This is a genomic window from Streptomyces coeruleoprunus, assembly GCF_039542925.1.
In the GTDB taxonomy this organism is placed as follows: Bacteria; Actinomycetota; Actinomycetes; order Streptomycetales; family Streptomycetaceae; genus Streptomyces; species Streptomyces coeruleoprunus.
In genome coordinates this window covers 5,352,888-5,378,880 of record NZ_BAABIT010000001.1, presented here as the reverse complement: position 1 = coordinate 5,378,880, position 25,993 = coordinate 5,352,888, and the positions used below count along the sequence as shown (strand labels likewise).

The 25,993-nt window shown below is 73.5% G+C and carries 22 protein-coding genes; 14 read left to right on the top strand and 8 right to left on the bottom strand.

Annotation, left to right across the window (positions count from 1 at the left end; translation table 11 throughout):
• Positions 1 to 405 precede the first annotated feature (405 nt).
• From ABEB09_RS24070 to ABEB09_RS24060, 3 genes are read left to right on the top strand one after another with little or no spacing between them, the layout of a single operon-like run.
• Positions 406 to 2,100, top strand: a complete 1,695-nt coding sequence (locus ABEB09_RS24070; RefSeq protein ID WP_345691990.1) for a glycoside hydrolase family 13 protein — start codon at positions 406 to 408, stop codon at positions 2,098 to 2,100.
• Positions 2,101 to 2,125: 25 nt separating this feature from the next.
• Positions 2,126 to 3,196 carry a LacI family DNA-binding transcriptional regulator gene (locus ABEB09_RS24065; RefSeq protein WP_345691989.1) on the top strand — a complete coding sequence of 357 codons (1,071 nt, stop codon included), beginning with the start codon at positions 2,126 to 2,128 and terminating at the stop codon, positions 3,194 to 3,196.
• Positions 3,197 to 3,232: 36 nt separating this feature from the next.
• Positions 3,233 to 4,162 (top strand): phosphatase PAP2 family protein, encoded by a 930-nt coding sequence (locus ABEB09_RS24060; protein WP_345691988.1) that lies wholly within the window; start codon positions 3,233 to 3,235, stop codon positions 4,160 to 4,162.
• A 31-nt stretch (positions 4,163 to 4,193) separates the two neighbouring features.
• Here ABEB09_RS24060 and ABEB09_RS24055 read toward each other — a convergent pair whose 3' ends face one another.
• Complete coding sequence (locus tag ABEB09_RS24055) at positions 4,194 to 7,184, bottom strand: bifunctional [glutamine synthetase] adenylyltransferase/[glutamine synthetase]-adenylyl-L-tyrosine phosphorylase (RefSeq protein WP_345691987.1); 2,991 nt, start codon at positions 7,182 to 7,184, stop codon at positions 4,194 to 4,196.
• Positions 7,185 to 7,392: 208 nt separating this feature from the next.
• Between ABEB09_RS24055 and ABEB09_RS24050 the strand changes: the two genes are divergently transcribed.
• The gene (locus tag ABEB09_RS24050; RefSeq protein ID WP_345691986.1) at positions 7,393 to 9,369 is read left to right on the top strand and encodes a PIG-L family deacetylase; all 1,977 of its coding nucleotides are present in this window, start codon (positions 7,393 to 7,395) and stop codon (positions 9,367 to 9,369) included.
• 17 nt (positions 9,370 to 9,386) lie between these two features.
• On the opposite strand, the gene ABEB09_RS24045 is transcribed toward ABEB09_RS24050, so the two are convergent.
• From ABEB09_RS24045 to ABEB09_RS24035, 3 genes are all read right to left on the bottom strand, one after another.
• Positions 9,387 to 10,007, bottom strand: coding sequence for a dihydrofolate reductase family protein (locus ABEB09_RS24045; protein WP_345691985.1), 621 nt, complete (start codon positions 10,005 to 10,007; stop codon positions 9,387 to 9,389).
• A 43-nt stretch (positions 10,008 to 10,050) separates the two neighbouring features.
• Positions 10,051 to 11,319: a hypothetical protein gene (locus ABEB09_RS24040; RefSeq protein ID WP_345691984.1), complete on the bottom strand. Its 1,269-nt coding sequence runs from the start codon at positions 11,317 to 11,319 to the stop codon at positions 10,051 to 10,053.
• A 163-nt stretch (positions 11,320 to 11,482) separates the two neighbouring features.
• The gene (locus ABEB09_RS24035) at positions 11,483 to 12,844 is read right to left on the bottom strand and encodes a glutamine synthetase family protein (protein ID WP_345691983.1); all 1,362 of its coding nucleotides are present in this window, start codon (positions 12,842 to 12,844) and stop codon (positions 11,483 to 11,485) included.
• A 122-nt stretch (positions 12,845 to 12,966) separates the two neighbouring features.
• On the opposite strand from ABEB09_RS24035, the gene ABEB09_RS24030 reads away from it, so the two are divergent.
• The 5 genes from ABEB09_RS24030 to ABEB09_RS24010 all read left to right on the top strand — a co-directional run bounded on the left by ABEB09_RS24030 (position 12,967) and on the right by ABEB09_RS24010 (position 16,570).
• On the top strand, positions 12,967 to 14,079 hold the full coding sequence (locus tag ABEB09_RS24030) for a PP2C family protein-serine/threonine phosphatase (RefSeq protein WP_345691982.1): 1,113 nt from the start codon (positions 12,967 to 12,969) through the stop codon (positions 14,077 to 14,079).
• A 64-nt stretch (positions 14,080 to 14,143) separates the two neighbouring features.
• On the top strand, positions 14,144 to 14,545 hold the full coding sequence (locus ABEB09_RS24025; RefSeq protein WP_345691981.1) for a hypothetical protein: 402 nt from the start codon (positions 14,144 to 14,146) through the stop codon (positions 14,543 to 14,545).
• A gap of 81 nt (positions 14,546 to 14,626) precedes the next feature.
• On the top strand, positions 14,627 to 15,286 hold the full coding sequence (locus tag ABEB09_RS24020) for a thioredoxin-like domain-containing protein (protein WP_345691980.1): 660 nt from the start codon (positions 14,627 to 14,629) through the stop codon (positions 15,284 to 15,286).
• 14 nt (positions 15,287 to 15,300) lie between these two features.
• The gene (locus tag ABEB09_RS24015) at positions 15,301 to 16,041 is read left to right on the top strand and encodes a DUF305 domain-containing protein (RefSeq protein ID WP_345694065.1); all 741 of its coding nucleotides are present in this window, start codon (positions 15,301 to 15,303) and stop codon (positions 16,039 to 16,041) included.
• 109 nt (positions 16,042 to 16,150) lie between these two features.
• On the top strand, positions 16,151 to 16,570 hold the full coding sequence (locus ABEB09_RS24010; protein WP_345691979.1) for a CBS domain-containing protein: 420 nt from the start codon (positions 16,151 to 16,153) through the stop codon (positions 16,568 to 16,570).
• Between the two features lie 64 nt (positions 16,571 to 16,634).
• On the opposite strand, the gene ABEB09_RS24005 is transcribed toward ABEB09_RS24010, so the two are convergent.
• Complete coding sequence (locus ABEB09_RS24005; RefSeq protein ID WP_345691978.1) at positions 16,635 to 17,489, bottom strand: alpha/beta fold hydrolase; 855 nt, start codon at positions 17,487 to 17,489, stop codon at positions 16,635 to 16,637.
• Positions 17,486 to 18,202 (bottom strand): DUF998 domain-containing protein, encoded by a 717-nt coding sequence (locus ABEB09_RS24000; protein WP_345691977.1) that lies wholly within the window; start codon positions 18,200 to 18,202, stop codon positions 17,486 to 17,488. The genes ABEB09_RS24005 and ABEB09_RS24000 overlap by 4 nt, the downstream gene beginning before the upstream one ends.
• Before the next feature lie 76 nt (positions 18,203 to 18,278).
• Here ABEB09_RS24000 and ABEB09_RS23995 point away from each other — a divergent pair, with 76 nt between their 5' ends.
• The 3 genes from ABEB09_RS23995 (at position 18,279) to ABEB09_RS23985 (ending at position 22,456) form a co-directional block, all read left to right on the top strand.
• Positions 18,279 to 18,704 (top strand): DUF6153 family protein, encoded by a 426-nt coding sequence (locus tag ABEB09_RS23995; protein WP_345691976.1) that lies wholly within the window; start codon positions 18,279 to 18,281, stop codon positions 18,702 to 18,704.
• Between the two features lie 203 nt (positions 18,705 to 18,907).
• Positions 18,908 to 20,545 (top strand): multicopper oxidase family protein, encoded by a 1,638-nt coding sequence (locus ABEB09_RS23990; protein WP_345691975.1) that lies wholly within the window; start codon positions 18,908 to 18,910, stop codon positions 20,543 to 20,545.
• A gap of 150 nt (positions 20,546 to 20,695) precedes the next feature.
• A complete protein-coding gene (locus ABEB09_RS23985; protein WP_345691974.1) occupies positions 20,696 to 22,456 on the top strand; it encodes an NAD+ synthase in 1,761 nt (586 codons plus the stop codon).
• 68 nt (positions 22,457 to 22,524) lie between these two features.
• Here ABEB09_RS23985 and ABEB09_RS23980 read toward each other — a convergent pair whose 3' ends face one another.
• Positions 22,525 to 23,553, bottom strand: a complete 1,029-nt coding sequence (locus tag ABEB09_RS23980) for an endonuclease/exonuclease/phosphatase family protein (RefSeq protein WP_380841626.1) — start codon at positions 23,551 to 23,553, stop codon at positions 22,525 to 22,527.
• A gap of 323 nt (positions 23,554 to 23,876) precedes the next feature.
• Between ABEB09_RS23980 and panB the strand changes: the two genes are divergently transcribed.
• Positions 23,877 to 24,761 carry a 3-methyl-2-oxobutanoate hydroxymethyltransferase gene (panB, locus tag ABEB09_RS23975; RefSeq protein ID WP_345691972.1) on the top strand — a complete coding sequence of 295 codons (885 nt, stop codon included), beginning with the start codon at positions 23,877 to 23,879 and terminating at the stop codon, positions 24,759 to 24,761.
• A gap of 198 nt (positions 24,762 to 24,959) precedes the next feature.
• Positions 24,960 to 25,778, top strand: a complete 819-nt coding sequence (locus ABEB09_RS23970; protein ID WP_345691971.1) for a site-2 protease family protein — start codon at positions 24,960 to 24,962, stop codon at positions 25,776 to 25,778.
• On the opposite strand, the gene ABEB09_RS23965 is transcribed toward ABEB09_RS23970, so the two are convergent.
• Positions 25,768 to 25,938, bottom strand: coding sequence for a hypothetical protein (locus tag ABEB09_RS23965; protein WP_345691970.1), 171 nt, complete (start codon positions 25,936 to 25,938; stop codon positions 25,768 to 25,770). The two genes, ABEB09_RS23970 and ABEB09_RS23965, sit on opposite strands and share 11 nt — an antisense overlap.
• Positions 25,939 to 25,993: the final 55 nt, after the last annotated feature.

Genomic DNA, 25,993 nt, shown 5'->3' with positions numbered 1-25,993 from the left:
TCAACTGATCCCGGGAAGCCCGAGGCCGAACTCTTGCGAAGCTTGCGAAGACCTTGCCTCCTGCCGGCCGCTCCTTCGCGGCGCGCCGGGTTGCCAGGAAAGTAACAGGGATGAAAACGAGCCGAAAGACCTTGCGGCAAATTTCTGCAAGGCTCGCTGATCGTTACATCCACGTGTCCCTACGGTTGCCGTCGCATCGCTTGACACCTGCGTTGCGGGGGTCCCGGGGTGGGGTTGCGCCCGGCCGGAAGGGTCTGCAAGCCTTTTCGTAAGCCCTTGCAGGGACCGTTGCGAACCGGCCGCCCACCTCGTTAGCCACGCGTAGTCGTACGCCATCCCGTACGCCGACCGGCGTACGCAGCCGTCACCGCCGCCATCCCGGCCCACGCGAGAGGGACACCGCACATGGCCCATGAGCTCACGTCGCCCGCCGAGGCACCGGAGGCCCTGGGCCTCACCCGCTCCCCCGGCGACCCCCGGGAGTGGTGGCGCGACGCCGTGATCTACCAGGTGTACGTGCGGTCCTTCGCGGACAGCGACGGCGACGGGATCGGCGACCTGCGCGGCGCCCGCGAGCGCCTGCCGCACCTGGCCCGCCTGGGCGCGGACGCGGTGTGGCTGACCCCCTTCTACGCCTCCCCCCAGGCCGACGGCGGCTACGACGTGTCGGACTACCGGGCCGTCGACCCGGTCTTCGGCGACCTCCAGGACGCCGACGACCTCGTGCGCGCCGCCCACGAGCTGGGCCTGCGCGTGATCGTCGACATCGTCCCGAACCACACCTCCGACCAGCACCCCTGGTTCCGCGAGGCGCTGGCCGGCACCGGCCGCGAGCGGTACCACTTCCGCCCCGGCAAGGGCCCCGGCGGCGCGCTGCCGCCCAACGACTGGGAGTCCGTCTTCGGCGGTCCGGCCTGGACGCGGGTCCCGGACGGCGAGTGGTACCTGCACCTGTTCGCCCCGGAGCAGCCGGACCTGAACTGGGACACCCCCGAGGTGGGGGCCGAGTTCGCGTCGGTCATGCGGTTCTGGCTGGACCTGGGCGTCGACGGCTTCCGCATCGACGTGGCGCACGGCATGGTCAAGGCGCCGGGCCTGCCCGACATCGGCCACCGCGAGCAGGTGCGGCTGATCGGCTCCCAGCAGCTGCCGTTCTTCGACCAGGACGGCGTCCACGAGATCCACCGCGGCTGGCGCAGGCTCCTCGACGCGTACGACGGGGAGCGCATCGCCGTCGCCGAGGCGTGGGCGCCGTCGGCGGAGCGGCTCGCCCTGTACGTACGCCCCGACGAGCTGCACCAGGCGTTCAACTTCCAGTACCTGAACTGTCCGTGGGACGCGGGGGCGCTGCACCGGGTGATCGACGAGTCGCTCAGGGCGACCACCTCCGTGGGGGCGCCCACCACCTGGGTGCTGTCCAACCACGACGTCGTCCGCCACACCACGCGCTTCGGCAGCCTGCACCGGGCGCGGGCGGCGGCGCTGCTGATGCTGGCGCTGCCCGGGTCGGTCTACCTGTACCAGGGCGAGGAGCTGGGGCTGCCCGAGGTGACCGACCTGCCGGACGAGGTGCGCCAGGACCCGGCGTTCCAGCGCGGCGAGGGCCAGGACGGCCTGAGGGACGGCTGCCGGGTGCCGATCCCGTGGACCTCCGGCCACGACGGTGGTGCCTCGTACGGGTTCGGGCCCGGCGGCAGCTGGCTGCCGCAGCCGGACGACTGGGGCGCCCTGTCGGTCGAGGCGCAGACCGGCGACCCGGCCTCGATGCTGGAGCTGTACCGGTCCGCGCTGGCCCTGCGCCGTACGCACCCGGCGCTGGGCGCGGGCACGGGCGTCGAGTGGCTGCCCGTACCGCCGGGGCTGCTGGCGTTCCGGCGCCGGGCGCGGACGGGCGGCGCGGGCGTGGTGTGCGTCGTCAACACCACGGACGAGGACGTGGACATCACCGCGCCGGCCGGCCCGGACGCCCGCCCGCTGCTGTCGAGCCGGCAGGCCGCGGCGGCCGTCCCGGCACCCGGCGCGGGCACGGACGGCGGGGCGCCCGGCGGGCGCGGGACTGTCCGTATTGCCGCTGATTCCTGTACCTGGTGGGCAATCTGACGTGCGACCGGTACAGTCCCACCACATGACCGCGCGGCTAGCCGACATCGCAGCCCAGGCGGGGGTCAGCGAAGCCACAGTCAGCCGCGTGCTCAACGGCAAGCCGGGGGTGGCCGCGGCCACCCGTCAGTCCGTGCTGGCCGCGCTGGACGTGCTGGGGTACGAGCGGCCCGTGCGGCTGCGGCAGCGCAGCGCCGGCCTCGTCGGGCTGATAACCCCCGAGCTGGAGAACCCCATCTTCCCGGCCCTGGCCCAGGTCATCGGCCAGGCCCTGACCCGCCAGGGCTACACCCCGGTCCTGGCCACCCAGACCCCCGGCGGATCGACCGAGGACGAGCTGACCGAGATGCTCGTCGAGCGCGGTGTCTCCGGGATCATCTTCGTCTCCGGCCTCCACGCCGACACCACCGCGGACACCCAGCGCTACGACCAGCTGCGCGGCAAGGGCGTCCCCTTCGTCCTGATCAACGGTTTCTCACCGCACATCCAGGCGCCCTTCGTCTCGCCCGACGACCGGGCCGCGATGAAGCTGGCCGTCACCCACCTCGTCTCGCTCGGGCACACCCGGATCGGCCTCGCGGTGGGCCCCAAGCGTTTCGTGCCGGTCCTGCGCAAGATCGAGGGCTTCCGCGTCGCGATGCAGCAGCGGCTGGGGCTGTCGCCGGAGGAGGCCGAGCAGCTGATCCAGCACTCCCTCTACACGCTGGAGGGCGGCCAGGCGGCGGCCACGGCGCTCATCGAGCGGGGCTGCACGGCCGTCGTGTGCGCCAGCGACATGATGGCGCTCGGTGCCATCAGGGCGGCCCGTGAGCAGGGGCTGCACGTTCCCCGGGACGTGTCCGTGGTCGGTTTCGACGACTCCCCGCTCATAGCGTTCACCGATCCGCCGCTGACCACCATCCGGCAGCCCGTGCAGGCGATGGGGCAGGCGGCGGTGCGGGCCCTGCTGGAGGAGATCGGCGGGACGCCGGCTCCGCACAGCGAGTTCGTCTTCATGCCCGAGCTGGTCGTTCGGGGTTCAACGGCTGCCGGGCCGCAGGGACAGGGCTCGCCCGACCGGGCCAGCGATGGCGGCCGGAATCCTATTGACCGATGATCGTGATGATGGACCTTTCTGGCAGACTCTTGGCCCATGGGTGACAGGACTTTGACCACATTGGAAGGCCGCGAGGCGGCCCAGCCTGCACCTGTCGAGGAGGAACGGCCGGACCGCCCGGCGGGGAACCCGACCGCGTGGCAGCGGTTGCGCTCCCCCCGCCGGCCGCGCATCTGGTTCGAGATCCTGCTCCTCGCCGTGAGTTACGGCGTCTACTCACTGATCCGCAACGCCGTGCCGGAGCAGAAGGCCCAGGCGATGCGGAACGCCGACTGGATCTGGCGCACCGAGAACAGCCTCGGCCTCGCCTTCGAGAAGGCGGTCAACCACGCGGCGGACTCGGTCGGCTGGCTCATCGTGACGATGAACTACTACTACGCCACACTGCACTTCATCGTCACCATCGCCGTCCTCGTCTGGCTCTACCGGTGGCACCCGGGCCGTTACGCCGCCGTCCGCACCGTGCTGTTCTGCATGACGGCCGTCGCCCTGCTCGGCTACTACCTCTACCCGCTGGCGCCGCCGCGCCTGATGCAGAACGAGAACTTCATCGACACCGTGCTGGTCCACCAGACGTGGGGCTCCATGGCCTCCGGCGACCTCAAGCACATGTCGAACCAGTACGCGGCGATGCCGTCCATGCACATCGGCTGGTCGCTCTGGTGCGGCCTGGCCGTCTTCGCGCTGGCCAAGGCCCCCTGGGCGAGGATCCTGGGCCTGCTCTACCCGGCGGCCACGCTCGTCGTCATCGTCGCCACCGCCAACCACTTCTGGATGGACGCCGTCGGCGGCGTCATCTGCCTGGGCTTCGGCGTCGTCGTGGCCTGCCTCTGGTACGGCAGCATGCCGCACCGGCTGCCCCGGCACGTGGCGGTCGCGCGCACGCCGCGGCAGAAGACGCGGGAGACGCGGGAGGCCGACGAGGCACGTGAAGCGAACGAGGCCCGCGAGGTCGCGGCGCCGTAGCGTCCGCGACCTCGCGGGTGCCCCGTAGCGGTCACGCCCCGTAGAACAGCTCGTCCACCACGGCCCGGGCCCGGCGCGTCGTCCGGCGGTAGTCGTCCACCATCTCGCCGACGTGCCCCGGGCCGTACCCCAGGTACCTGCCGACCGCGGCCAGTTCACGCGCGTCCGACGGGAACGTGTCCCCGGCCCGGCCCCGCACCAGCATCACGCCGTTGCGCACCCGGGTCGCCAGCACCCACGCCTCGTCCAGCGTGCGCGCGTACCGCTCGCTGATCAGGCCCGCCTCGCGCGCCGCCGCCAGCGCCCGGCGCGTGCTCGTGGTGCGCAGGCCCGGCACCTCGTGCGCGTGCCGCATCTGCATCAGCTGCACCGTCCACTCCACGTCGGACAGGCCGCCCCGGCCGAGCTTGGTGTGCAGGGCGGGGTCGGTGCCCCGCGGCAGCCGCTCGCTCTCCATACGGGCCTTGAGCCGGCGGATCTCCCGGACCGCCGCGTCGTCCAGGCCCTTCTCCGGATAGCGCAGCGGATCGACGAGCGCGAGGAACCGGCGGCCCAGGTCCTCGTCGCCGGCCATCGGCTCGGCGCGCAGCAGGGCCTGGCTCTCCCAGGACAGCGACCAGCGCCGGTAGTACGCCTCGTACGACTTGAGGGTGCGGACCAGGGGGCCGCTGCGGCCCTCCGGGCGCAGGTCCGCGTCGATCAGCAGCGGCGGGTCGGCGGTGGGCAGCTGGAGCAGCCGGCGCATCTCGGCGACGACCGTGCTCGCGGCGCGGGCCGCCTCCTGCTCGTCGACGCCGTCGCGCGGCTCGTGCACGAACAGCACGTCCGCGTCGGAGCCGTAGCCCAGCTCGTGGCCGCCGAAGCGGCCCATGCCGATCACCGCGAAGCGGGTCGGCAGCGTGTCGCCCCACTCGGCCCGTACGGCGGCGCGCAGGGCGCCCGCGATCGTCGCGGCGTTCAGGTCGGTGACGGCCTGGCCGACCCGGTCCACGAGGGCGCCCGCGTCCGCGTGGGCGGGGATCTCCTCCGTGCCGTACGAGGCGATGATGTCCGCCGCAGCCGTGCGGAACAGCTCCCTTCGGCGTACGCCACGGGCCGCGGCGACCGCCTGCTCGGCGTCGTCGGCCCGGCCCACCGCCGCCAGGACCTCGGGCTCCAGGTGGGCGCGGGAGCGGGGCTCCAGGCCTTCGGGGGCGCCCAGGATCGCCACCGCCTCCGGTGCCCGCAGCAGCAGGTCCGGCGCGAGGCGGCCGGCGGACAGCACCCGGGCGAGGTTCTCGGCGGCCGCGCCCTCGTCCCGCAGCAGCCGCAGGTACCAGGGCGTCTTGCCGAGCGCGTCCGACACCTTGCGGAAGCCCAGCAGGCCGGCGTCCGGGTCGGCCGAGTCGGCGAACCAGCCGAGCAGCACGGGCAGCAGGGTGCGCTGGATGGCGGCCTTGCGCGTGACGCCCGACGACAGAGCCTCCAGGTGGCGCAGGGCGGCGGCCGGGTCGGCGTACCCGAGCGCTTCGAGCCGCTGGCCAGCCGCCTCGGCGCTGAGCCGGGTCTCGCCGGGCGCGAGCTGGGCGACGGCGTCCAGCAGCGGGCGGTAGAACAGCTTCTCGTGGAGCCGGCGGACCACGGCGGCGTGCCGCTTCCACTCCCGGTTCAGCTCCGCGACCGGGTCCGTGCGCATCCCGAGGGAGCGGCCCAGGCGGCGCAGGTCCGCCTCGTCGTCCGGCACCAGGTGCGTACGCCGCAGCCGGTACAGCTGGATGCGGTGCTCCATCGCCCGCAGGTAGCGGTACGCCTCGGCGAGCTGCGCCGCGTCCACGCGCCCCACGTAGCCGCCGGCGGCGAGCGCGGCCAGCGCGTCCAGCGTCTTGCCGCTGCGCAGGGTCGCGTCGCTGCGGCCGTGGACGAGCTGGAGGAGCTGCACGGCGAACTCGACGTCCCGCAGTCCGCCGGGACCCAGCTTCAGCTCCCGGTCCAGGTGGGCGCGAGGGATGTTGTCCACGACCCGGCGGCGCATCTTCTGCACGTCCGTGACGAAGTTCTCCCGCTCGGCCGCCTGCCACACCAGCGGGGCCAGCGTGTCGACGTACGCCGTGCCCAGCTCCGTGTCCCCGGCGACCGGCCGCGCCTTGAGCAGCGCCTGGAACTCCCAGGTCTTCGCCCAGCGCTGGTAGTAGGCCAGGTGGGAGGCGAGCGTGCGGACGAGCGGGCCGTTGCGCCCCTCGGGCCGGAGGTTGGCGTCGACGGGCCAGATGGAGCCCTCGACCGTGGTCTCCGAGCAGATGCGCATGAGGTGGGAGGCGAGGCGGGTGGCCGCTTGGAGGGCCCGGCGTTCGTCGGCGCCCTCGACGGCCTCCCCGACGAAGATCACATCCACGTCGGAGACGTAGTTCAGCTCGTGGCCGCCGCACTTGCCCATCGCTATGACCGCGAGCCGGCACTGGGCGGCGTCGTCGGGCGCCTCCGCGCGGGCGATGCCGAGAGCGGCCCGCAGCGTGGCCGTGGCCAGGTCGGCCAGCTCGGCGGCGGTCTCGGCGACGTCCGTGGTGCCGCACACGTCACGGGCCGCGATGGCCAGCAGGCTGCGGCGGTACGCGACCCGCAGCGACACCGGGTCGGTGGCGGTCGCGAGGTCCCGCTCGAACTCGGCGACCCCCGGGTGCAGGTCCGCCGGCTCGTACGTGACGAGGGCCTGCCAGTCGAGGGGGTGGCGCGCCAGGTGGTCGCCCAGCGCCTCGGACGCGCCGAGCACGCCGAGGAGCCGGTCGCGCAGCGGCTTGGCGGTGATCAGCGTCGACAGCAGGGCCGGACGCGCGTCGTCGGGCTGCGCCTCCGCGAGGCGGACCAGGCCGCGCAGCGCCAGGTCGGGGTCGGCGGTCGCACCGAGCGCGTCGAGCAGCACGGGGTCCGCCCGGACCGGGGCCATGACCGGGGCGTCGAGCAGCCGGTCGGCGGCGGACGGATCGGTGAAGCCGTGCCGCAGCAGTCGCGTGAAGGTACTGCTCCTGCGCCCCGGCGCCGTCGTCATGTCGGTCTCTCCCTCCGCTGCCCCGCTGTTCCCGAGCCTATACAGCGGCGCGCCGTTCCCGGTCGCGGGACGACACCGCCGTGGCGTCGGGGCCCGGGGCCCTCGGCGGGTGGCCGCGTGATGGACGACACACGGCCCGGGGGTCAACCCCCGTGCCGGGTTCGGGCTCTTCCTGCGCGGTCGTCCCACCGTCACGGAAAGCCCCGCCATGCCCCGTATCTCCCGTCGCGCCCCGCTCGCCGCGGCGGCGCTCGCCGCGCTGCTCGGCATCACGGCCGGCACGCTGGCGCTGTCCGCGGAGTCGTCGGACGCCTCCGACGTACCGAGCCGGGGCGTGCCCGAGGAGAAGGCCGTCAAGCCGGTCCGTACGGGCGGCGGCTCGGTCGTGCAGATCATGGCGCACCCGGACGACGACTTGTTCTTCATGAACCCCGACACGCTGCTGAGCCTGCGCTCCGGGCACAGCCTCACCTCGGTCTACCTGACGGCGGGCGAGTCCGACGGGCGCAACGCGCGCCGCCAGGACCCGCAGCCGCGCGCCGACAAGGCCGCGTACGCGGAGGCCCGGCAGAACGGGATCCGCGCGGCGTACGCCGAGATGGCGACCGGCAACCGGACCAGCCCGTGGGACCGGACCTCCATCGCGACGGCGGGCGGGGGCCGTGCCGAGCTGGACACGCTGCGCGCGAAGCCGCACATCAGCCTGGTGTGGGTGCAGCTGCGCGAGGCGGGCAGCATCACCGGCGACCGCCCGCACAGCCTGCACGGGCTGTGGGACGGGCGGGTCGACGAGCTGGAGTCGCAGCTCGCGGCGGGCTCCCCGGTCCGCGAGGACTTCGCGTACAGCAAGGAGCAGGTCGTCGACACGGTCGCGGGGCTGCTGGAGCGCTTCCGGCCGACGTTCGTGCGGACCCTCGACCCGACGCCGGGCGTGAAGGACGGCGACGGGAAGCTGTCGGACCATCAGGACCACATGTACAGCGCCCGGTTCGCGCAGGCGGCGCTGGAGAGGTACGCCGGGTCCCCGGGGCACCCGCGGGTCGGCGTGCAGACGTACCTGGGCTACTCGACGGGCGGTCTGCCGCACAGCCTCGACCCGGCGACCGTCGCCGAGAAGCTGCGCGCGCTGAACACGTACGCCTGGTCGGACCTGGAGGACCACTGCGGGGACCCGGCCGGCTGCGGGGACCGCAAGGTCGCGGCGCGGCCCGCCGGGCACGACTGGGCCCAGTCGGTCCGCTACACGCGGACGGAGTCCACGTCCTGGCTGCGGCAGGCGCCCGACGGGCTGTACGCGTTCGGGGTGCTCGACGGGCGGCTCGCCGTGTGGCGCAAGCCGGCGGGCGGCTCCTGGACGGGGCCGGTGCTGCGGGGCGGGCGCGGGCTGGACGGCTCGGTCACGTCGGTGCCGCTGCCGGACGGGCGGATCGCCGTGTTCGGTACGCGGACCGTGCTGGACGGCTACCGGCGGGACGTCGTGATGCTCGTGCAGGACCGGGTCGGCGGCGGGTTCGGCGGCGACTGGCGGTCCCTGGGCACGCCCGAGCGGGACGACGCAGCCGGAACGTCCGACATCAGCCGGCCGGCGGTGCTCGTCGGCCGGGACGGGGCCCTGTCGGTGTACGTGCGGGACTCCCGGCACCGGCTGGGCGTGACGTCGGGGACGGCGGGCGGCGGCTGGTCGCCCTGGCGGTCCGCCGGCGGCAGCGGACTGCGCGGCGACCCGGTGGCGGCCTCGGACGCGGCCGGACGCGGTTATGTGTTCGCGGCGACGGCGACGTCGGTACTCGCGTGGACGCCCCGCGGGCCGGTCGGAGGACCGGTGGCGACCGGGCTGCCCGCGACGACGGTGGCGCTGAGCGCGGCGCCGGACGGGGACGGGGTGCGGCTGTGGTTCCGCCGGCCGGACTCCGGGGCGGTGCGGGTGGCCCGGTTCTCGGGCTCGGGCCGCGCGTCGGAGGTACGGGAGCTGCCGGGCGTCGCCGGATACGGGGCGGTGGGCGCGGGCGGTGGCCGGCTCGCGGCCCGTGACCGTACGGGCGGGCTGGCCACCGCGGCGGCGACCGGGACGCCCGGGTGGCGGTCGGCCGGCGGGCCCCTGTTCGCGGGGGCGCCGGCCGGGGTGCCCGGCGGGGTCGCGGCGGTGGGGCTGGACGGTCGGCTGCTGTGGACGCCCACGCCCTGAGTTCCTGAGGGGTCCGGTCAGCGGACCACGCGGTAGCGCAGGTGCGTGACGTCCGGGGCGTCGACGACCCGGTCGACCTCCAGCCGCAGGTCCGGGTCCACGCCGTCGAAGAGCCGGATCCCGTCGCCCAGCAGCAGCGGCGCGAGGTGGATCTCCAGTTCGTCGAGGAGCCCCGCGTTCAGGTACTGGCGCACGGTGTGGGCGCCGCCGGAGATCTGGACGTCCTTGTCGCCGGCGACGCCACGGGCCAGGTCCAGGGCGGCCTCGATGCCGTCGGTGACGTACGTGAAGACGGTGCCGCCCTGCCGGACCCACGGGTCGCGGGCGGTGGTCGTCAGGACGAAGACCGGCGCGCGGAACGGTGGCGGGTCGGGCCAGGCGACCTCGCCCTCGTCGAACATGCGCCGCCCCATGACGTACGCCCCGGCGCGGTCGAAGTTCTCGGCGACGACCAGCCCGGACCGGCTCGTCTCGCCCCCGGCCATCCCCTGGCGGCGCCGCCACGCCTCGACGCCGTACACCCACTGGTGGATGCGCGCCCCACCGTCCCCGAGGGGGTTCCCGGGGCGGGCGTGCGGGCCGGCGACGTACCCGTCGAGGGACATGCCCAGGCTGGCGAAGACCCTGGTCGGCGTCATGGCCGCCGGGTACCCCGGCACGCGCCCGGCCACGCACCGGGGGTCACCAGTCGGGCAGCGGCATGAAGCCCACGACCGGGCCGAGGGCCGCCTCCAGCAGCGGCCGCGCCGGCAGCACCAGGACGCCCGCGAGCACGGCGACGCCCAGGCAGGTGCCCCAGCGGGGGGTGCGCCGGACGGCGGTGACCAGGCACAGGCAGAACACGACGAGCGCGACCAGCAGCGGCGGGCCGAGCGCCACCAGCCACGGCGGCGCCGTGCCCAGGGTGACCGTGGAGTGCTTCAGGCCGGTCGCGGCGATCGCGCAGGCGCCCAGCGCGAGGCTGAAGTCGATGAACCGGGGCAGCGCCGCGGGCACCCCGGGCTGCTCGAACACCAGCTCGCGGAAGGCGAAGCACCAGATGAGCAGCAGGATCGAGTAGAGCACCAGCTCGACGTGGAGGACGGACCGCAGGCTCGGTACGGGGAAGGCCCCCGCCCAGAACGGCAGGCTGATCAGCGCCGCCAGCAGCCCCTGCACCAGCAGCAGGCCCGCGGTCCCGGCGAGCAGGCCCTTCAGCGGGACGCGCCAGCGCGACGCGTACGGGCGGGGCGGGGCGAACCCGAGCACGCGTCCCATCGCGGTCGCGGGCCTGCTCCCGTCGCGCACGGCGGCCGCGTTCTCCATGGCGTACGCCAGGTACGCCTGGACGGCGGCCACCGCGACCAGCAGCACGGCGCCCGCTTCCGGGCCCAGGGCGCTGCCCCGGACGGCGACCTGCATCCACGCCACGGTGAACATCAACACGAAGACGAGGCTCAGCGGCAGCATCCACAACTCGACCAGCGGCGCGAACAGCCGCCTCCGCGACAGCCCCATGAGCCGCCCGAACCACAGCCACAACAGACAGACGAGCACCCAGTGCGTCAGGATCGCCAGCGGCGCCACCTGGGCGAGCCGTCCCGTCAGCAACTCCCCCGCGGCCTCGGCCGCTGAACGCGTCTGCCCGCCGCTGTAAAAGGCGTACGCAACGAGAAAAAGAACGAACTGGATCAGCGGCAGCGCCCGCCCCTCGTGCCAGAACCGCGGCCGGCACACGGCCCGGACCATGTCCGGCACGGTACTGATCACCACGCACGCCACGAGGAACGCCAGCAGATACAGCCCCGCCACCGTCTCGTCGTGCGGCCACTCCCGCAGGTCGACGGGAACGCCCCACCCGTCGAGGAAGGACTGGGTGACCGGAACGGGATCGTCCAGCCACCGGCTGACCACGTCGTCCCCGTCGAATGCGCCCCACGGATGCACTTCCACCAATTCGGCCCGCTGCACGTCCGCTCCCCCATCGGTCGGCTCGTGAGCCTGGTGACGCACCGACCCCGGGAACCAGTTCCGCAGGGGGCGCACACACCCCCGCACGCGCCCGCACACCCATACGACCGGGCACGAAGAAGGGGCCGACGGTCCCCCGCCGACCCCACGCCCGTGCCCGCGCCTACAGCACCGGCAGGTTCTTCCGCAGCTCGAAGGCGGTGACCTCCGAGCGGTACTCCTCCCACTCCTGCTTCTTGTTGCGGAGGAAGAAGTCGAAGACGTGTTCGCCCAGGGTTTCGGCGACCAGTTCGCTGCGTTCCATCAGGGAGATCGCCTCGCCGAGGTTCTGCGGGAGGGGTTCGATGCCCATCGCGCGGCGTTCGGCGTCGGAGAGGGCCCAGACGTCGTCGTCGGCGCCGGCGGGGAGTTCGTAGCCCTCCTCGATGCCCTTCAGGCCGGCGGCCAGGAGGACCGCGTAGGCGAGGTACGGGTTGCAGCCGGAGTCCAGGGAGCGGACCTCGATGCGGGCCGAGCCGGTCTTGCCGGGCTTGTACATGGGGACGCGGATGAGGGCCGAGCGGTTGTTGTGGCCCCAGCAGATGTACGAGGGGGCCTCGCCGCCCGAGCCCGCCGTGCGGGTCGAGCCGCCCCAGATGCGCTTGTAGGAGTTGACCCACTGGTTGGTGACCGCGGAGATCTCCGCCGCGTGGCGCAGGAGGCCCGCGATGAAGGAGCGGCCGACCTTGGAGAGCTGGTATTCGGCGCCCGACTCGTAGAAGGCGTTGCGGTCGCCCTCGAAGAGGGACAGGTGGGTGTGCATGCCGGAGCCGGGGTGCTCGGAGAACGGCTTCGGCATGAAGGTGGCCTGGACGCCCTGCTCCAGCGCGACCTGCTTCATGACCAGGCGGAACGTCATGATGTTGTCCGCCGTGGACAGGGCGTCGGCGTAGCGCAGGTCGATCTCCTGCTGGCCCGGCGCGCCCTCGTGGTGGGAGAACTCCACCGAGATGCCCATCGACTCCAGCATGGTGATCGCCTGGCGGCGGAAGTCCATGCCGACGTTCTGCGGGGTGTGGTCGAAGTAGCCGGAGTTGTCGGCCGGGGTGGGGCGCGTGCCGTCGACCGGCTTGTCCTTGAGGAGGAAGAACTCGATCTCGGGGTGGGTGTAGAAGGTGAAGCCCAGGTCGGAGGTCTTGGCGAGGGCCCGCTTGAGGACGTAGCGGGGGTCGGCGAAGGACGGCGAGCCGTCGGGCATGAGGATGTCGCAGAACATCCGGGCCGTCCCCGGGGCCTCGGCGCGCCACGGGAGGATCTGGAACGTCCCCGGGTCCGGCTTGGCGATCATGTCGGACTCGTAGACGCGGGCGAAGCCCTCGATGGCGGAGCCGTCGAAGCCGATGCCCTCGTCGAAGGCCTGCTCCAGCTCGGCGGGCGCCACCGCGACGGACTTCAGGAAGCCCAGCACGTCGGTGAACCACAGGCGCACGAAGCGGATGTCGCGCTCCTCGAGCGTTCGGAGCACAAATTCCTGCTGCTTGTCCATTTCCACACCCATCCTCGCTGATCAGGGCCAGCATGCCACCACACGGTTTCGTGCACGTTGCGAACCCATAGTGCATGGACGTCTGTGGTGTACGTAACGCGAGGCCGCCGCAGACTGGGGCCATGGACCGTGTCGCGCAGGAGCTGCCCGGCGCCCGGCCGCAGGGCCAGCTGCGGCTGCTGCCGTGGCTCCTGCTGCTCGTGGTCGTCACGGCCCAGCTGGCCACGCCGGAGACCGTCCAGCTCGGGTTCGCCTTCGCCGTCGTGCCGCCGCTGACCTCGCTGGTCTACGGCGTGCTCGGGACCTCCCTGGTCGCGGCCGTGATGACGGCGCTGCTGTCCGTCCCCGCCGTGCGGGCGGAGCACGTGTCGGGCGGCGACGTGCTGGCGTTCGCGCTGATCGGCGCGGTGAGTGCGCTCCTCGCGTGGGTGCGGGCCCGGCGGGACGCCCAGCTGGTGACCGTGCGGACGGTCGCCGAGGCCGCCCAGTTCGCGGTGCTGCCGCCGCTGGCGCCGCAGGTGGGGCATGTGCGGTGCGGGGCGCTGTACCGGGCGGCGGAGCGGACGGCGCTGGTGGGCGGCGACCTGTACGACGTACAGCCCGGGCCGTACGGGGTGCGGGCCGTCGTGGCCGATGTGCAGGGGCACGGGCTGTCCGCCGTCGGCACGGTGGCGTCGCTGCTGGGGACCTTCCGGGAGGCCGTCCTCGACGAGCCGGACCTGGCGGGCGTGGCCGCCCGGCTCGACCGGCGGCTGCTGGTGGACTCGGCGCGCCAGCAGGACGGCGAGCTGTTCGCCACGGCCGTGCTGATGGAGTTCCCCGCGCGGGACGAGGAGCGGCCCGTCGTCCGGGTGGTGAGCTGCGGCCACCCTCCGCCGCTGCTGGTGGACGGCGGCGGCGCCCGGGAGATCACCGTGGAGCCGGGCCCGCCGCTGGGGCTCGGGCTCACCGACTTCCGGGCGCCGGCACCCGTGTCGGTGCCGCTCGGGCCCGCGGACGTGCTGCTCGCCCACACGGACGGCGTGACCGAGGCGCGGGACGCGAACGGCGCCTTCTACCCGCTGGCCGCGCGCATCCGGCCGGACGCCGACCCCGTGAGCCTGGTACGGGCCGTGTGGCGGGATCTGTCCTCGTACGCCGATGAGGTCACCGACGACGTGGCGCTGCTGGCGCTCAGCGCGGCGGAGCGGGAGCGGGCCGGGACCGGCGGGGCGGCGCGGGGCGGCGCCGACTGAATTGGTGGGTTGACCTTCCCCCTTCTGGCGTATAGCGGGGGTTCGCCCATTACCATCTGCGCCCATGGAGGGCCTGCGGCTCATACGCATCGCGCGCCCCGCGCGCGTCACGCGTCCCATGGCTCTGCTGAGTGCCGTGGCGACGCTCCTTGCCGCGCTCTTCATCTGCTTCGGACCGGCCCGGCACGCCGGTGCGCTGCCCGCACCGGCGGGCGCTCCCGTGGCCGGCGAGGCGGTGTTCGCCGGTGCCGCCACCAGTGCGGTGAGCTGCCCGCACGACGACCGCGACTGCGGACTCTTCCCGTCCCTCACCCCGGCGGTGCTGACCGTTCCGCCGCTCGACCCGCCGCCGCAGGCCGACGGGCTCACCGCCTTCGCGACGGCGCCGCCCCCCGGCCGCACGGGCGGTCCGCAGGACCGGCCCAGGGCGCCGGACCTCCATGTCCTTCAAGTTCTGCGGACCTGAGCCGGCCCGCCCCCACGCACTTCGCATGTCGCACGTAGCACTTCGCTTCCAGAACTTTTCGCAGAAGGACATCGACTCACCATGGCTGCAAACCGTTCGTCGTCCGCCGACCGCCGGGCCCGAATAGAGCAGATGCGCAAGGCCGAGCAGGCCCGCGAGCGCCGCAACCGCATCATCACCATCACCGTCAGCGCGGCCGTCGTCGCCGGCCTCGTCGGCTTCGGCGGCTACGTCCTCAACAAGGAGTCCGAGGAGAAGCAGCAGCAGGAGGCCGCCGCCAAGGCGCCCATCCCGGACGAGAAGTCCTGGGACGCCAAGAAGCTCGGCCGCAACCACGTCACGACGGCCGTCAAGTACCCCATGACGCCCCCGGTCGGCGGTGACCACCACCAGGTGTGGATGAACTGCGACGGCGACGTCTACAAGCAGCCGATCCCCGAGGTGAACGCCGTGCACTCGCTGGAGCACGGCGCGGTGTGGGTGACGTACAACGACAAGGCCTCCAAGGACGACGTGAAGAAGCTGGAGGAGAAGGTCGGCAAGACGCCGTACTCGCTGATGAGCCCGGTCAAGAACCAGGCCGGCGCCATCATGCTGAGCGCCTGGGGCAAGCAGGTCACCGTGGACGGCGCCGACGACCCGCGCGTGAACCAGTTCTTCACCAAGTACGTGCAGGGCCCGCAGACGCCCGAGCCGGGCGCCGCGTGCACGGGCGGCCAGGGCGGGATGACCCAGCAGTGACCCGTACGCCCCGGATGACCCGTACGACCTGGGTGGCGGCCGTGGCCGTGGCCCTCGCGCTGATCTTCGCGGGCTGGGCCACGGTCACCGCGCTGGGCCGCGACACGGGCGGTGCCCCGGCCGCCGCCGTGCCCGGCGACGACTCGGCGGACGCCGGGTTCGCGCGGGACATGGCGGTGCACCACCAGCAGGCGGTGGAGATGTCGTTCATCGTGCGGGACCGCACGCAGGACGAGGAGGTGCGCCGGCTGGCGTACGACATCGCCAACACCCAGGCGAACCAGCGCGGCATGCTGCTCGGCTGGCTCGACATGTGGGGGCTGCCGAAGATCGCGCCGGACCGTGAGCCGATGGCGTGGATGAGCGGCCACGGTGGCCACGGGGCCTCCGCCGCGGCCAGTCCTGCCGCCTCCGGCCACGGTGGTCACGACGGCCACGGGGCCTCGGCCCCCGCCGCCTCCGGCCACGGTGGCCACGCCTCGGCCGGTGCCGACGCCCCGCTCATGCCCGGCATGGCCACCAAGTCCGAGCTGGAGCAGCTGCGCCGGGCGAGCGGCAGGCAGGCCGAGATCCTGTACCTGCGGCTGATGACCGACCACCACAAGGGTGGGGTGGCCATGGCGCAGGGCTGCGTCGACCAGTGCCGCGTGACCCTGGAACGGGACCTCGCGCAGGGCATGGTCGACGCGCAGGAGTCGGAGATCGCGCTCATGACCGACCTGCTGGCGAAGCGGGGCGCGAAGCCGCGCGGCTGATCGGCGGCCCACCGCCCCCCGGCCCTCAGCGGTCGCGGGGGGCGGTGGGGGCGGCAAGAATGGAGGGGCTCGGGGACGACGTACGGCGTTCTACGGAGGTACGCAGCCCATGCCCACCGCCCGAGACATCATGCACCCGGGGGCCAACTGGATCCCCGCCCACGAGACCCTCGACCGGGCCGCGCAGATGATGCGCGAGCTCGATGTGGGGGCCCTGCCGATCGCCGACCAGGACGAACGGCTCTGCGGCATCGTCACGGACCGCGACATCGTCGTGAAGTGCGTGGCGGCCGGCCGTGACACCTCCCGCGTGACCTGCGGCGACATCGCGGAGGGCACCCCCCGCTGGATCGACGCGGGCGCCGATGTCAGCGAGGTGCTGCGGGAGATGGAGAGCCACCAGATCAAGCGGCTCCCCGTCATCGAGAACAAGCGTCTGGTCGGCATCATCAGCGAGGCGGACCTGGCCCGGCACCTCTCCGACAAGCAGGTCGCCGAGTTCGCCACCCGGGTGTACGCCCGAGGCTGAGCCGCACCGGACTCCATCGAACCGAACCGAACCCCAGGAGAACCGGACGCCGCCCGCCGGCTCCTCAGTCGTGGCCGGCGCGCGCGTCGTGCAGGACCGCCCCGGCGATCACGTCCGGGCGGTCCAGCATCATCAGGTGGCCCGAGTCCGGGACCGCCTCGAAGCGGGCGCCCAGCACGTCCGCGAGGGCCCGCTGCCGGGCCGTCCAGGTGTCGGTGGCGTCCGGGCTGTCGGGCGCGGCCAGCACCGTGACCGGGAGCCCGGCGGGCAGTGGGTACCGCTCGCGCAGGGCGAGCAGCTCCGCGGCGACGGCCCGGTAGTGCGCGTTCTCCAGCAGGGCGCCGCGCAGCACCCGGGTGGTGGTGTAGCAGCGCCGGACGAGCGCGGCGGGGGCCGGGTCCGCGGCGTGTCCGGCACGGGACAGCCGCACCACCGCGCGCCGGGCGAGCGGGCCGAGCGCGGCGGGCGCCCCGGCCGCCCCGAGCACACCGGCGGCGACGCGTGCCGCCGCGGTCCGCGCCCCGGGCGCCACGGGCCGCCCCGGGTGCTCCTCGACGGACCCGTCGACCAGCACGAGCGCCCCGACGCGGCCGGGGTACAGCCGTGCGTAGGCCTCGGCGTGGAACGCGGCGATCGAGTGCCCGACGACGGTGACGTCCCGCTGGGGCAGGTGCAGGGCGTCGAGGAGGGCCGCGATGCGGTGCGCCTCGCCCTCGGCGGTCGGCGCCGTGTACGACGGGGCGCTCAGGCCGTGGCCGGGACGGTCGAAGCGGACCACGGTGCGGTGCGGGGTGAGCAGCGGGACGAGGGGGTCCCAGTCGAACCAGCTCATCGCGAGCCCGGCGCTCAGGACGCAGACCGGTCCCGCACCCTCGACGGTCACGTGGTGGGGCACTCCCCCGATCCGTACGAACGTCACGGGCGGCCCTCCTCGTGGCGGGCCGTCTCGGGGGGCGCCTTCACGAGGGAGACGGCCAGCAGGACCAGCCAGACCGCGATCAGCAGCAGCTGGAGGCGCTGGCCGGCGCCCAGGGCCCCGTGGCCGCGCTCCGCCTCGAAGGCGGCGACGGCGGCGAGCGTCCAGACGGTCGCGGCGAGTTCGAGGACGACGAGCGCCGGTCCGGTCCGGGCGAGGGGCTCCCACCAGCGGTAGCGGCGGGCTGCCAGGGTGAGGGCGACGACCCCGGCGACGGCGCCCGCCATCGCGAGGCTGGAGCTGACGGCGTGCGCGTCGTGCGTGAAGGGGACCAGGCCGGCGTCCTCGCGGGCCACGCACGCGGTGTCGGCGGTGGGCGCGCAGCTCAGCGGCAGCTGCGAGTCCGCGGCGGTGGCCGCGCCGAACAGGGCGAGCGCCAGCCAGCCGGTCACCGCCCAGAAGCGGCGCTCCAGCGCGACGAGCGCCCCCAGGGCGGCGACAAGGATGAGGACGCCCGACAGCAGGTCGGTGGCGCGGAAGAAGCGGCCCATGGGCTGGTCGGTGGCGGCCAGTTCGCTCACGTACGACTGCACCGGGTCGAGGCCGGTGTTCAGCGCGGGTTCCAGGAGCCAGGCGCTGTAGGTGAGCGCTCCCAGCCCCAACAGGACGGCGACGGACCACCGTGCGGCGGCGCGGCGGCGGTGCGTCGGCGTCATGGACCCATGGTCGTTCCGAGGTCCGGCCCCTGCAACGCCGATACCCTGTGGGGGTAGGCTTCCTCCCATGGTCTCCATGGCGAGAGGGCGGTGCGCGCGGGGCGCGCGGTACGGGCAGCTGCTGCTGCTCGTGGCACTGCTGCTCGGCATCGTCACGATGCACACGTGGGGCCATCCTTCGGAGCATGCGGGCACCCACACGGTGGCGGCGCCCGCTCACGGCTCGGAGCACCCGGCCGCCGCTCACGGCGTCCGGGCACCTGACACCCCTGAAGACGCGCCGAACGGGGGCATGGATGCGGCCACGGTATGCCTGGCCGTTCTCGGTTCGCTCGGTTTCGCGCTCGGCGGTGCCGCCGCCCTGCGGCTGCTGCGGCGCCGGCGGCGCTCGGACGCGCTCGCCGGGCGCGCCGACCGGGCGGGCCGCGTGCTGCGGCCGCAGTGGCCCGATCCTCCTCCCCTCCGGGTGACCCTCGCCGGACTGTCGGTGTTGCGGATCTAGGAGCACCCGCCGGCAGGCGCCGTCCCGGCCGTACCTCTCGGCTGCCCGGACACCCGTGCCTGCCGCCCGTGCCCACGCCCGTCGTGGCGCCCGCCCACGCGTACGCGTACGCACGTACGTCGCGGCGGCGCCGACGCGCGGCTCTCCTTCATCCGCACCGCATCCACCGTGCTTCGCACACGTCCGAACGAGGTGTTCTCAGCATGCGTTCGTTCCGTACGCCCGCCCGCACCGCCGCTCCCACGCGCCGCACCCTGCTCGGCGCCGGTCTCGCCGTCGCCGGGACCGCGGCCCTCTCCGCCTGCTCCTCGTCCGGGTCCGGCGGCCACGCCGGGCACGGCGGCTCCGCCTCGCCCGCCGCCCCGGCCGGCTTCGTCGCCCCCGACGGCAAGGAGGTCGCCGCGGCCGAGGCCGCCCGCGGCTCCGGCCCCGTCCGCTCCGTGCGCCTCACCGCCGCCGCCACGACCGTCGACCTCGGCGCGGGCCGCACGGTCCGCACCTGGACGTACGGCGGCGCCCTGCCCGGCAAGGAGGTGCGGGTCACCGCGGGCGACACCCTGGCGCTCACCCTCGCCAACAACCTGCCGCAGGCCACGTCCCTGCACTGGCACGGTCTCGCGCTGCGCAACGACATGGACGGCGTGCCCGGCCTGACGCAGCGGGACGTGCGGCCGGGCGGCGAGTTCGCCTACCGGTTCGCCGTGCCGCACCCGGGCACGTACTGGTTCCACCCGCACTCGGGCACGCAGCTGGACCGGGGCCTGTACGCGCCGCTGATCGTCGACGACCCGAAGGAGCCCCTGTCGTACGACAAGGAGTGGGTCGTCGTGCTGGACGACTGGCTGGACGGGGTGGACGGCTCGACGCCCGACGCCGTGCTGGCCGAGCTGCGCAAGGGCATGGGCGGCGGCGGTCACGGGGGCGGGGGCGACCACGGCGGCGGTCACGGCTCGGGGCACGGCTCCTCCGACGCCGCGTCGGCCACGCCGGCGCCGGGCGCGTCGGGGCCGTCGCGGATGATGATGGGCGCGAGCAGCGACCTGCTGGGCGGTGACGCGGGTGACGTGGCGTACCCGCACTACCTGATCAACGGGCGGACGCCGCAGGCGCCCTCGGAGTTCCGGGCGAAGCGCGGTGACCGGATCCGGCTGCGCCTGATCAACGCGGGCGGCGACACCGCGTTCCGCGTCGCGCTCGGGGGCCACCGGATGACGGTGACGCACACGGACGGCTTCCCCGTCGGGCACACCGAGACGGACGCGCTGCTGATCGGCATGGGCGAGCGGTACGACGTGCTGGTCACCGCGGGCGACGGGGTGTTCCCGCTGGTCGCCGAGGCGGAGGGCAAGAAGGCGACGGCGCTGGCCGTGCTGCGGACCGGCGCCGGTGCGGCACCCGCCGCGACCGTCCGCCCGGCGGAGCTGGCCCGGCGCGTGCTGACCGCGGACCGGCTGAAGGCGGACCCGTCGGTCGCCCTGGCGGCCCGCAAGCCGGACCGTACGCTGCGGATCCGGCTCACCGGCGGGATGGAGAAGTACGACTGGGCCTTCGACGGCAAGCCGTACACGCCGGACCAGCGGCACCCGGTGAAGGCGGGCGAGCGGGTCCGGATCGAGTTCGCCAACGCCACCACCATGTGGCACCCGCTGCACCTGCACGGCCACACGTTCCAGCTGGCGAACGTGGCGGGCGGCCCCCGCAAGGACACGGCGGTCGTCCTGCCGAACGGGACGCTGACGGTGGACTTCGACGCGGACAACCCGGGGCTGTGGATGATCCACTGCCACAACGTCTACCACGCGGAGTCGGGGATGATGACGGTCCTGGGCTACCGGAAGTAACGAGCGAAGAAGGAACGGAAGAGGGAGCGGAAAGGGGCGCCCCACGCCGGGGCGCCCCTTGGCCCGGGGCGCCGGGAGCGGCACCCGCGTGGGGCGCCCCACACCTCGCCTCCAGGACATCGCGTCGGTTTGACGATTACACTGGGCGGCGTGCCTCAACTTCGCCTCGCCCTGAATCAGATCGACTCGACGGTCGGCGACCTCGCCGGCAACGCCGAGGCGATCGTGCACTGGACCCGGCACGCCGCCGAACAGGGGGCGCACCTGGTCGCGTTCCCCGAGATGGCGCTGACCGGCTACCCCGTCGAGGACCTGGCCCTGCGCTCCTCCTTCGTGGAGGCGTCGCGCGACGCGCTGCGCGCGCTGGCCGCGCGCCTCGCCGCCGAGGGCTTCGGGGAGCTGCCGGTGATCGTCGGCTACCTGGACCGCTCCGAGAAGGCCCAGCCGAGGTACGGCCAGCCGCCGGGCGCCCCGCAGAACGCGGCGGCCGTGCTGCACCGCGGCGAGGTGGCGCTGGCGTTCGCCAAGCACCACCTGCCGAACTACGGCGTGTTCGACGAGTTCCGGTACTTCGTGCCGGGCGACACCCTGCCGGTGATCCGGGTCCACGGGGTGGACGTGGCCCTGGCGATCTGCGAGGACCTGTGGCAGGAGGGCGGGCGGGTGCCCGCGACCCGCAGCGCCGGCGCCGGGCTGCTGATCTCGATCAACGCCTCGCCGTACGAGCGGAACAAGGACGACACGCGCCTGGAGCTGGTGCGCAAGCGGGCCCAGGAGGCCGGCTGCACCACCGCGTACCTGGCGATGATCGGCGGCCAGGACGACCTGGTCTTCGACGGCGACTCCATCGTCGTCGACGCGAACGGCGAGGTCGTGGCGCGGGCGCCGCAGTTCTCCGAGGGCAGCATGGTCCTGGACCTCGATCTGCCGGCGGCGGCCGCCGAACCGGTCACCGGCGCGGTCGACGACGGGCTGCGCGTCGACCGCGTCGTGCTGTCCCAGGAGCCGCTGCCCGCGTACGAGCCGGAGCTGACCGGTGGTTACGCGGACCGCCTCGACGACGACGAGGAGGTGTACACGGCGCTGGTCGTGGGCCTGCGGGCGTACGTCGCGAAGAACGGCTTCCGGTCCGTGCTGGTCGGCCTGTCGGGCGGTATCGACTCGGCGCTGGTCGCGGCGATCGCGTGCGACGCGCTGGGCGCCCAGCACGTGTACGGCGTGTCGATGCCGTCCAAGTACAGCTCGGAGCACTCCAAGGGTGACGCGGCCGAGCTGGCCCGCCGCACGGGGCTGAACTTCCGCACCGTACCGATCGAGCCGATGTTCGACGCGTACATGGGCGCCCTCGGGCTGACCGGCCTGGCGGAGGAGAACCTCCAGTCGCGGCTGCGCGGCACGCTGCTGATGGCGATCTCCAACCAGGAGGGCCACATCGTGCTGGCGCCCGGCAACAAGTCGGAGCTGGCGGTGGGCTACTCGACGCTGTACGGCGACTCCGTCGGCGCGTACGGCCCGATCAAGGACGTCTACAAGACGACGGTGTTCCGGCTGGCCAAGTGGCGCAACCGGGCGGCCGAGGAGCGCGGCCAGACGCCGCCCATCCCGGAGAACTCCATCTCCAAGCCGCCGAGCGCCGAACTGCGCCCCGGCCAGGTCGACACCGACTCGCTCCCGGACTACGACGTGCTGGACCGGCTCCTGGAGCTGTACGTGGACCGCGACCAGGGCAAGGACGCCATCATCGCGGCGGGCTTCGCCCCGGAGCTGGTCGCGAAGACGCTGCGGATGGTCGACATCGCGGAGTACAAGCGCCGCCAGTACCCGCCGGGCACGAAGATCTCGGCCAAGGGCTTCGGCAAGGACCGCCGCCTGCCGATCACGAACCGCTGGCGGGAGACGACGACACGCTGACGGTTCGCCGTCGTCCGGAAAGAGCCGGAGGGGGGCCTTCCCGCGGAAGGCCCCCCTCCGGCTCTTCCTCAGAGCGTCACCCGTGCCGCGATCGGCAGGTGGTCGCTGTCCGTCCTCGGGAGGGACCAGGAGGCGACCGGTTCGACGCCCTTGACCAGGATCTGGTCGATGCGGGCCATGGGGAACGCGGCGGGCCAGCTGAAGCCCATGCCGTCGCCCGCCGCGCCCTGGGTGGAGCGCATCTGGGAGGTGACGGCGTTCAGGGCGCGGTCGTTCATGGTGCCGTTGAGGTCGCCCAGCAGGATCACGCGGTGGTTCTCCTCGCGGGCGATGGCCTCGCCGAGTTCGTCGGCGCTGCGGTCGCGCTGGTTGGCGGTGAAGCCGGCGTTCAGCTTGACCCGTACGGACGGGAGATGGGCGACGTACACCGCGACCGGCCCCTGGGGCGTCGTCACGGTGGCGCGCATGGCGCGGGTCCAGCCGAGGCGGATGTCCACGGGGCGGCTGTCGGTCAGCGGGTGCCTGCTCCACAGGCCGACGGTGCCCTGCACGGAGTGGTACGCGTACGTGCCGGCGAGCGCCTTCTCGTACACCGGCACCATCGCGGGCTTCAGCTCCTCCAGCGCGACCACGTCGGCGCCGGACCCGGCGATCTCGCGGGCGGTGCCCTCGGGGTCCGGGTTGTCGGCGTTCACGTTGTGCGAGACGACCATCAGGTCGCCCCCGCCACCCGCCCGGTCCGTGACGAGCCCGCCGAAGAGATTCAGCCACACGACGGCCGGCAGCAGCACGGCGATCAGCGCGGTCGCCGAGCGGCGCAGCAGCGCCAGCACCAGCACGACCGGCACGAACACGCCGAACCACGGCAGGAACGTCTCGACGAGGCTGCCCAGGTTGCCGACGTCGTTGGGGATGCGGGCGTGCAGGATCATCACCAGCGCCAGCAGCACGGCGCACCCGGCGAGCACGATGCCACGGCGCCAGACGCCCCGGTCGCCCCGCCAGCGGTCGACCGCCGACCGGATCCGGGATCCCGTACGCCGCTGCTCCGGCGCGACGCCGTTCCCCGTCTCGGTCATGTCGTCCACCTGCGCCATCACGTCGTCCTCACTGCTTTCCTGCTTGCTCGCCCGGGACCACGACACTAAGCGATCACGGGGCGGCCGTACTGCCTCCAGGACGATGCGGCTGTCCGGGCAGGTTCCTGAGGTTGTGGCCGATGCGGCAGTTGTGACAGAACGCGCATACTTCCGGCGCGGGCGCGGCCCTCCCCCCGGTCGGCTCCTTCGCCGTCCGGATCCGAACAGTGTGGCGGACGCCCGTCTCCCCGCACTTCCCCCCGCGCGGCACGAAGTGCCACCATGGACGTGGTCCGGGGACGCCGTAAGGGCGCCTCGAGATGACGAAGGAGCCGTTCACGATGACGCTTCAGGCTGCCCAGACGCAGTCCGCCGACAGCAGCGGGGAGACCAGCAGGAACCCCAAGGCGCTGTACGGGGGCAAGGGCACCCGCCGTATCACCGTCCATGACATCGCCGGCGCCAAGGAGCGCGGCGAGAAGTGGCCCATGCTCACCGCCTACGACGCGATGACCGCGTCCGTCTTCGACGAGGCCGGCATCCCGGTCATCCTCGTCGGCGACTCCATGGGCAACTGCCACCTCGGCTACGACACCACCGTGCCCGTCACGCTCGACGAGGTCGCCATCCTGTCCGCCGCCGTCGTCCGGGGCACCAAGCGCGCCCTCGTCGTCGGCGACCTGCCGTTCGGCTCGTACCAGGAAGGCCCCGTACAGGCCCTGCGGTCGGCCACGCGGCTGGTCAAGGAGGCCGGCGTCGGCGCGATCAAGCTGGAGGGCGGCGAGCGCTCGCTGCCCCAGACCGAGATGCTCGTCCAGGCGGGCATCCCCGTCATGTCGCACCTGGGCCTGACCCCGCAGTCCGTCAACACCATGGGCTACCGGGTGCAGGGCCGCGCCGACGAGGACGCCCACCGGCTGCTGCGGGACGCGAAGGCCGCGCAGGACGCGGGCGCCTTCGCGGTCGTCCTGGAGCTGGTCCCGGCGGAGCTGGCCGCCGAGGTCACGCGCTCCCTGCACATCCCGACGATCGGCATCGGGGCCGGCCCCCACACCGACGCGCAGGTCCTGGTGTGGACGGACATGGCCGGGCTGACGGCCGGCCGCGTCCCGCGCTTCACCAAGCAGTACGCGAACCTCCGCCAGACCCTCGGCGACGCCGCCAAGGCGTTCGCGGAGGACGTGACCGGTGGGGCGTTCCCCGCCGAGGAGCACACCTTCCACTAGGACGCCCCGTGGATCCCTGAGCCACTGCCGGCACAGACGACAGCCCGCCGACCTCCCCCATCGGCGGGCTGTCGGTCGTCCGGCCCCGGTGGCGCCCGGACGCGATCCGGGGCCGCCCCGCTCCCGGCGGCGCCCCGGAACGGTCTACCGTCGTCCGACGACCGCACGACGCCCGTCCGACGACCGAGGAGTCCGCCCATGGCCTTCGCCCCTTCCCGCAGCCGCCGCGGCGACCACCGGATCAGCCCCGTGTTCCTCGGGATCGCCGCCGTCACGGCGGTCAGCGGCTGGGCGGTGTGGACGGGCTTCGCGCAGAGCCCGGGCCTGGCCGTGTTCCTCTTCGTGACGTCCGCGTGGATCGTGTCGCTGTGCCTGCACGAGTACGCGCACGCCCGCACCGCGCTGCACGGCGGCGACCTCACGGTCGGGGCGAAGGGCTATCTGACGCTGAACCCGCTGAAGTACACGCACGCCGTGCTCAGCATCCTGCTGCCCGTGCTGTTCCTGATCATGGGCGGGATCGGCCTGCCGGGCGGCGCCGTCTTCATCGAGCGGCACCGCATCAGCGGGCGCTGGAAGCACAGCCTGATCTCCGCCGCGGGGCCGCTCACGAACGTGCTGTTCGCCGTCGTGTGCACGGCGCCGTTCTGGCTCGGCGCCCTGGACGGCGTGCCCGCGGGCTTCCGCTTCGCGCTCGCGTTCCTGGCGCTGCTCCAGGTGACCGCGGCGATCCTGAACTTCCTGCCGGTGCCGGGGCTCGACGGCTACGGGGTGATCGAGCCGTGGCTCTCGTACCGGATCCGCCGGCAGATCGAGCCGTTCGCGCCGTACGGGCTGCTCGCCGTGTTCGTCCTGCTGTTCGCGCCGGAGGTCGGCGGGCCGTTCTTCGACATGATCCGCGCGGTTCTGGGCGGCCTGGGCGTGGGCGACGCCGAGGTCTACTGCGGCCGGGACCTGTACCGCTTCTGGCAGGAGACCAACCCGAACTGCGCGGAGCTGCTGGAGGTCAGTCGGTGACGTGGCGCGAGCGGCGCCAGTAGTACCAGGCCATGTTGGACGAGACGCCCGCCAGCAGCACCCAGACGACGCCGAGCCAGCTGCCCTGCGCGAACGAGACCACGGCCGCGACGACGGCGAGGACGCACACGACGAGGGTGTAGAGGGAGAGGCGGGGCATGGGGTCGGCTCCTGTCCGGACAACGGGCTCACGTGCCCGTCCAGTGTCCCCCATG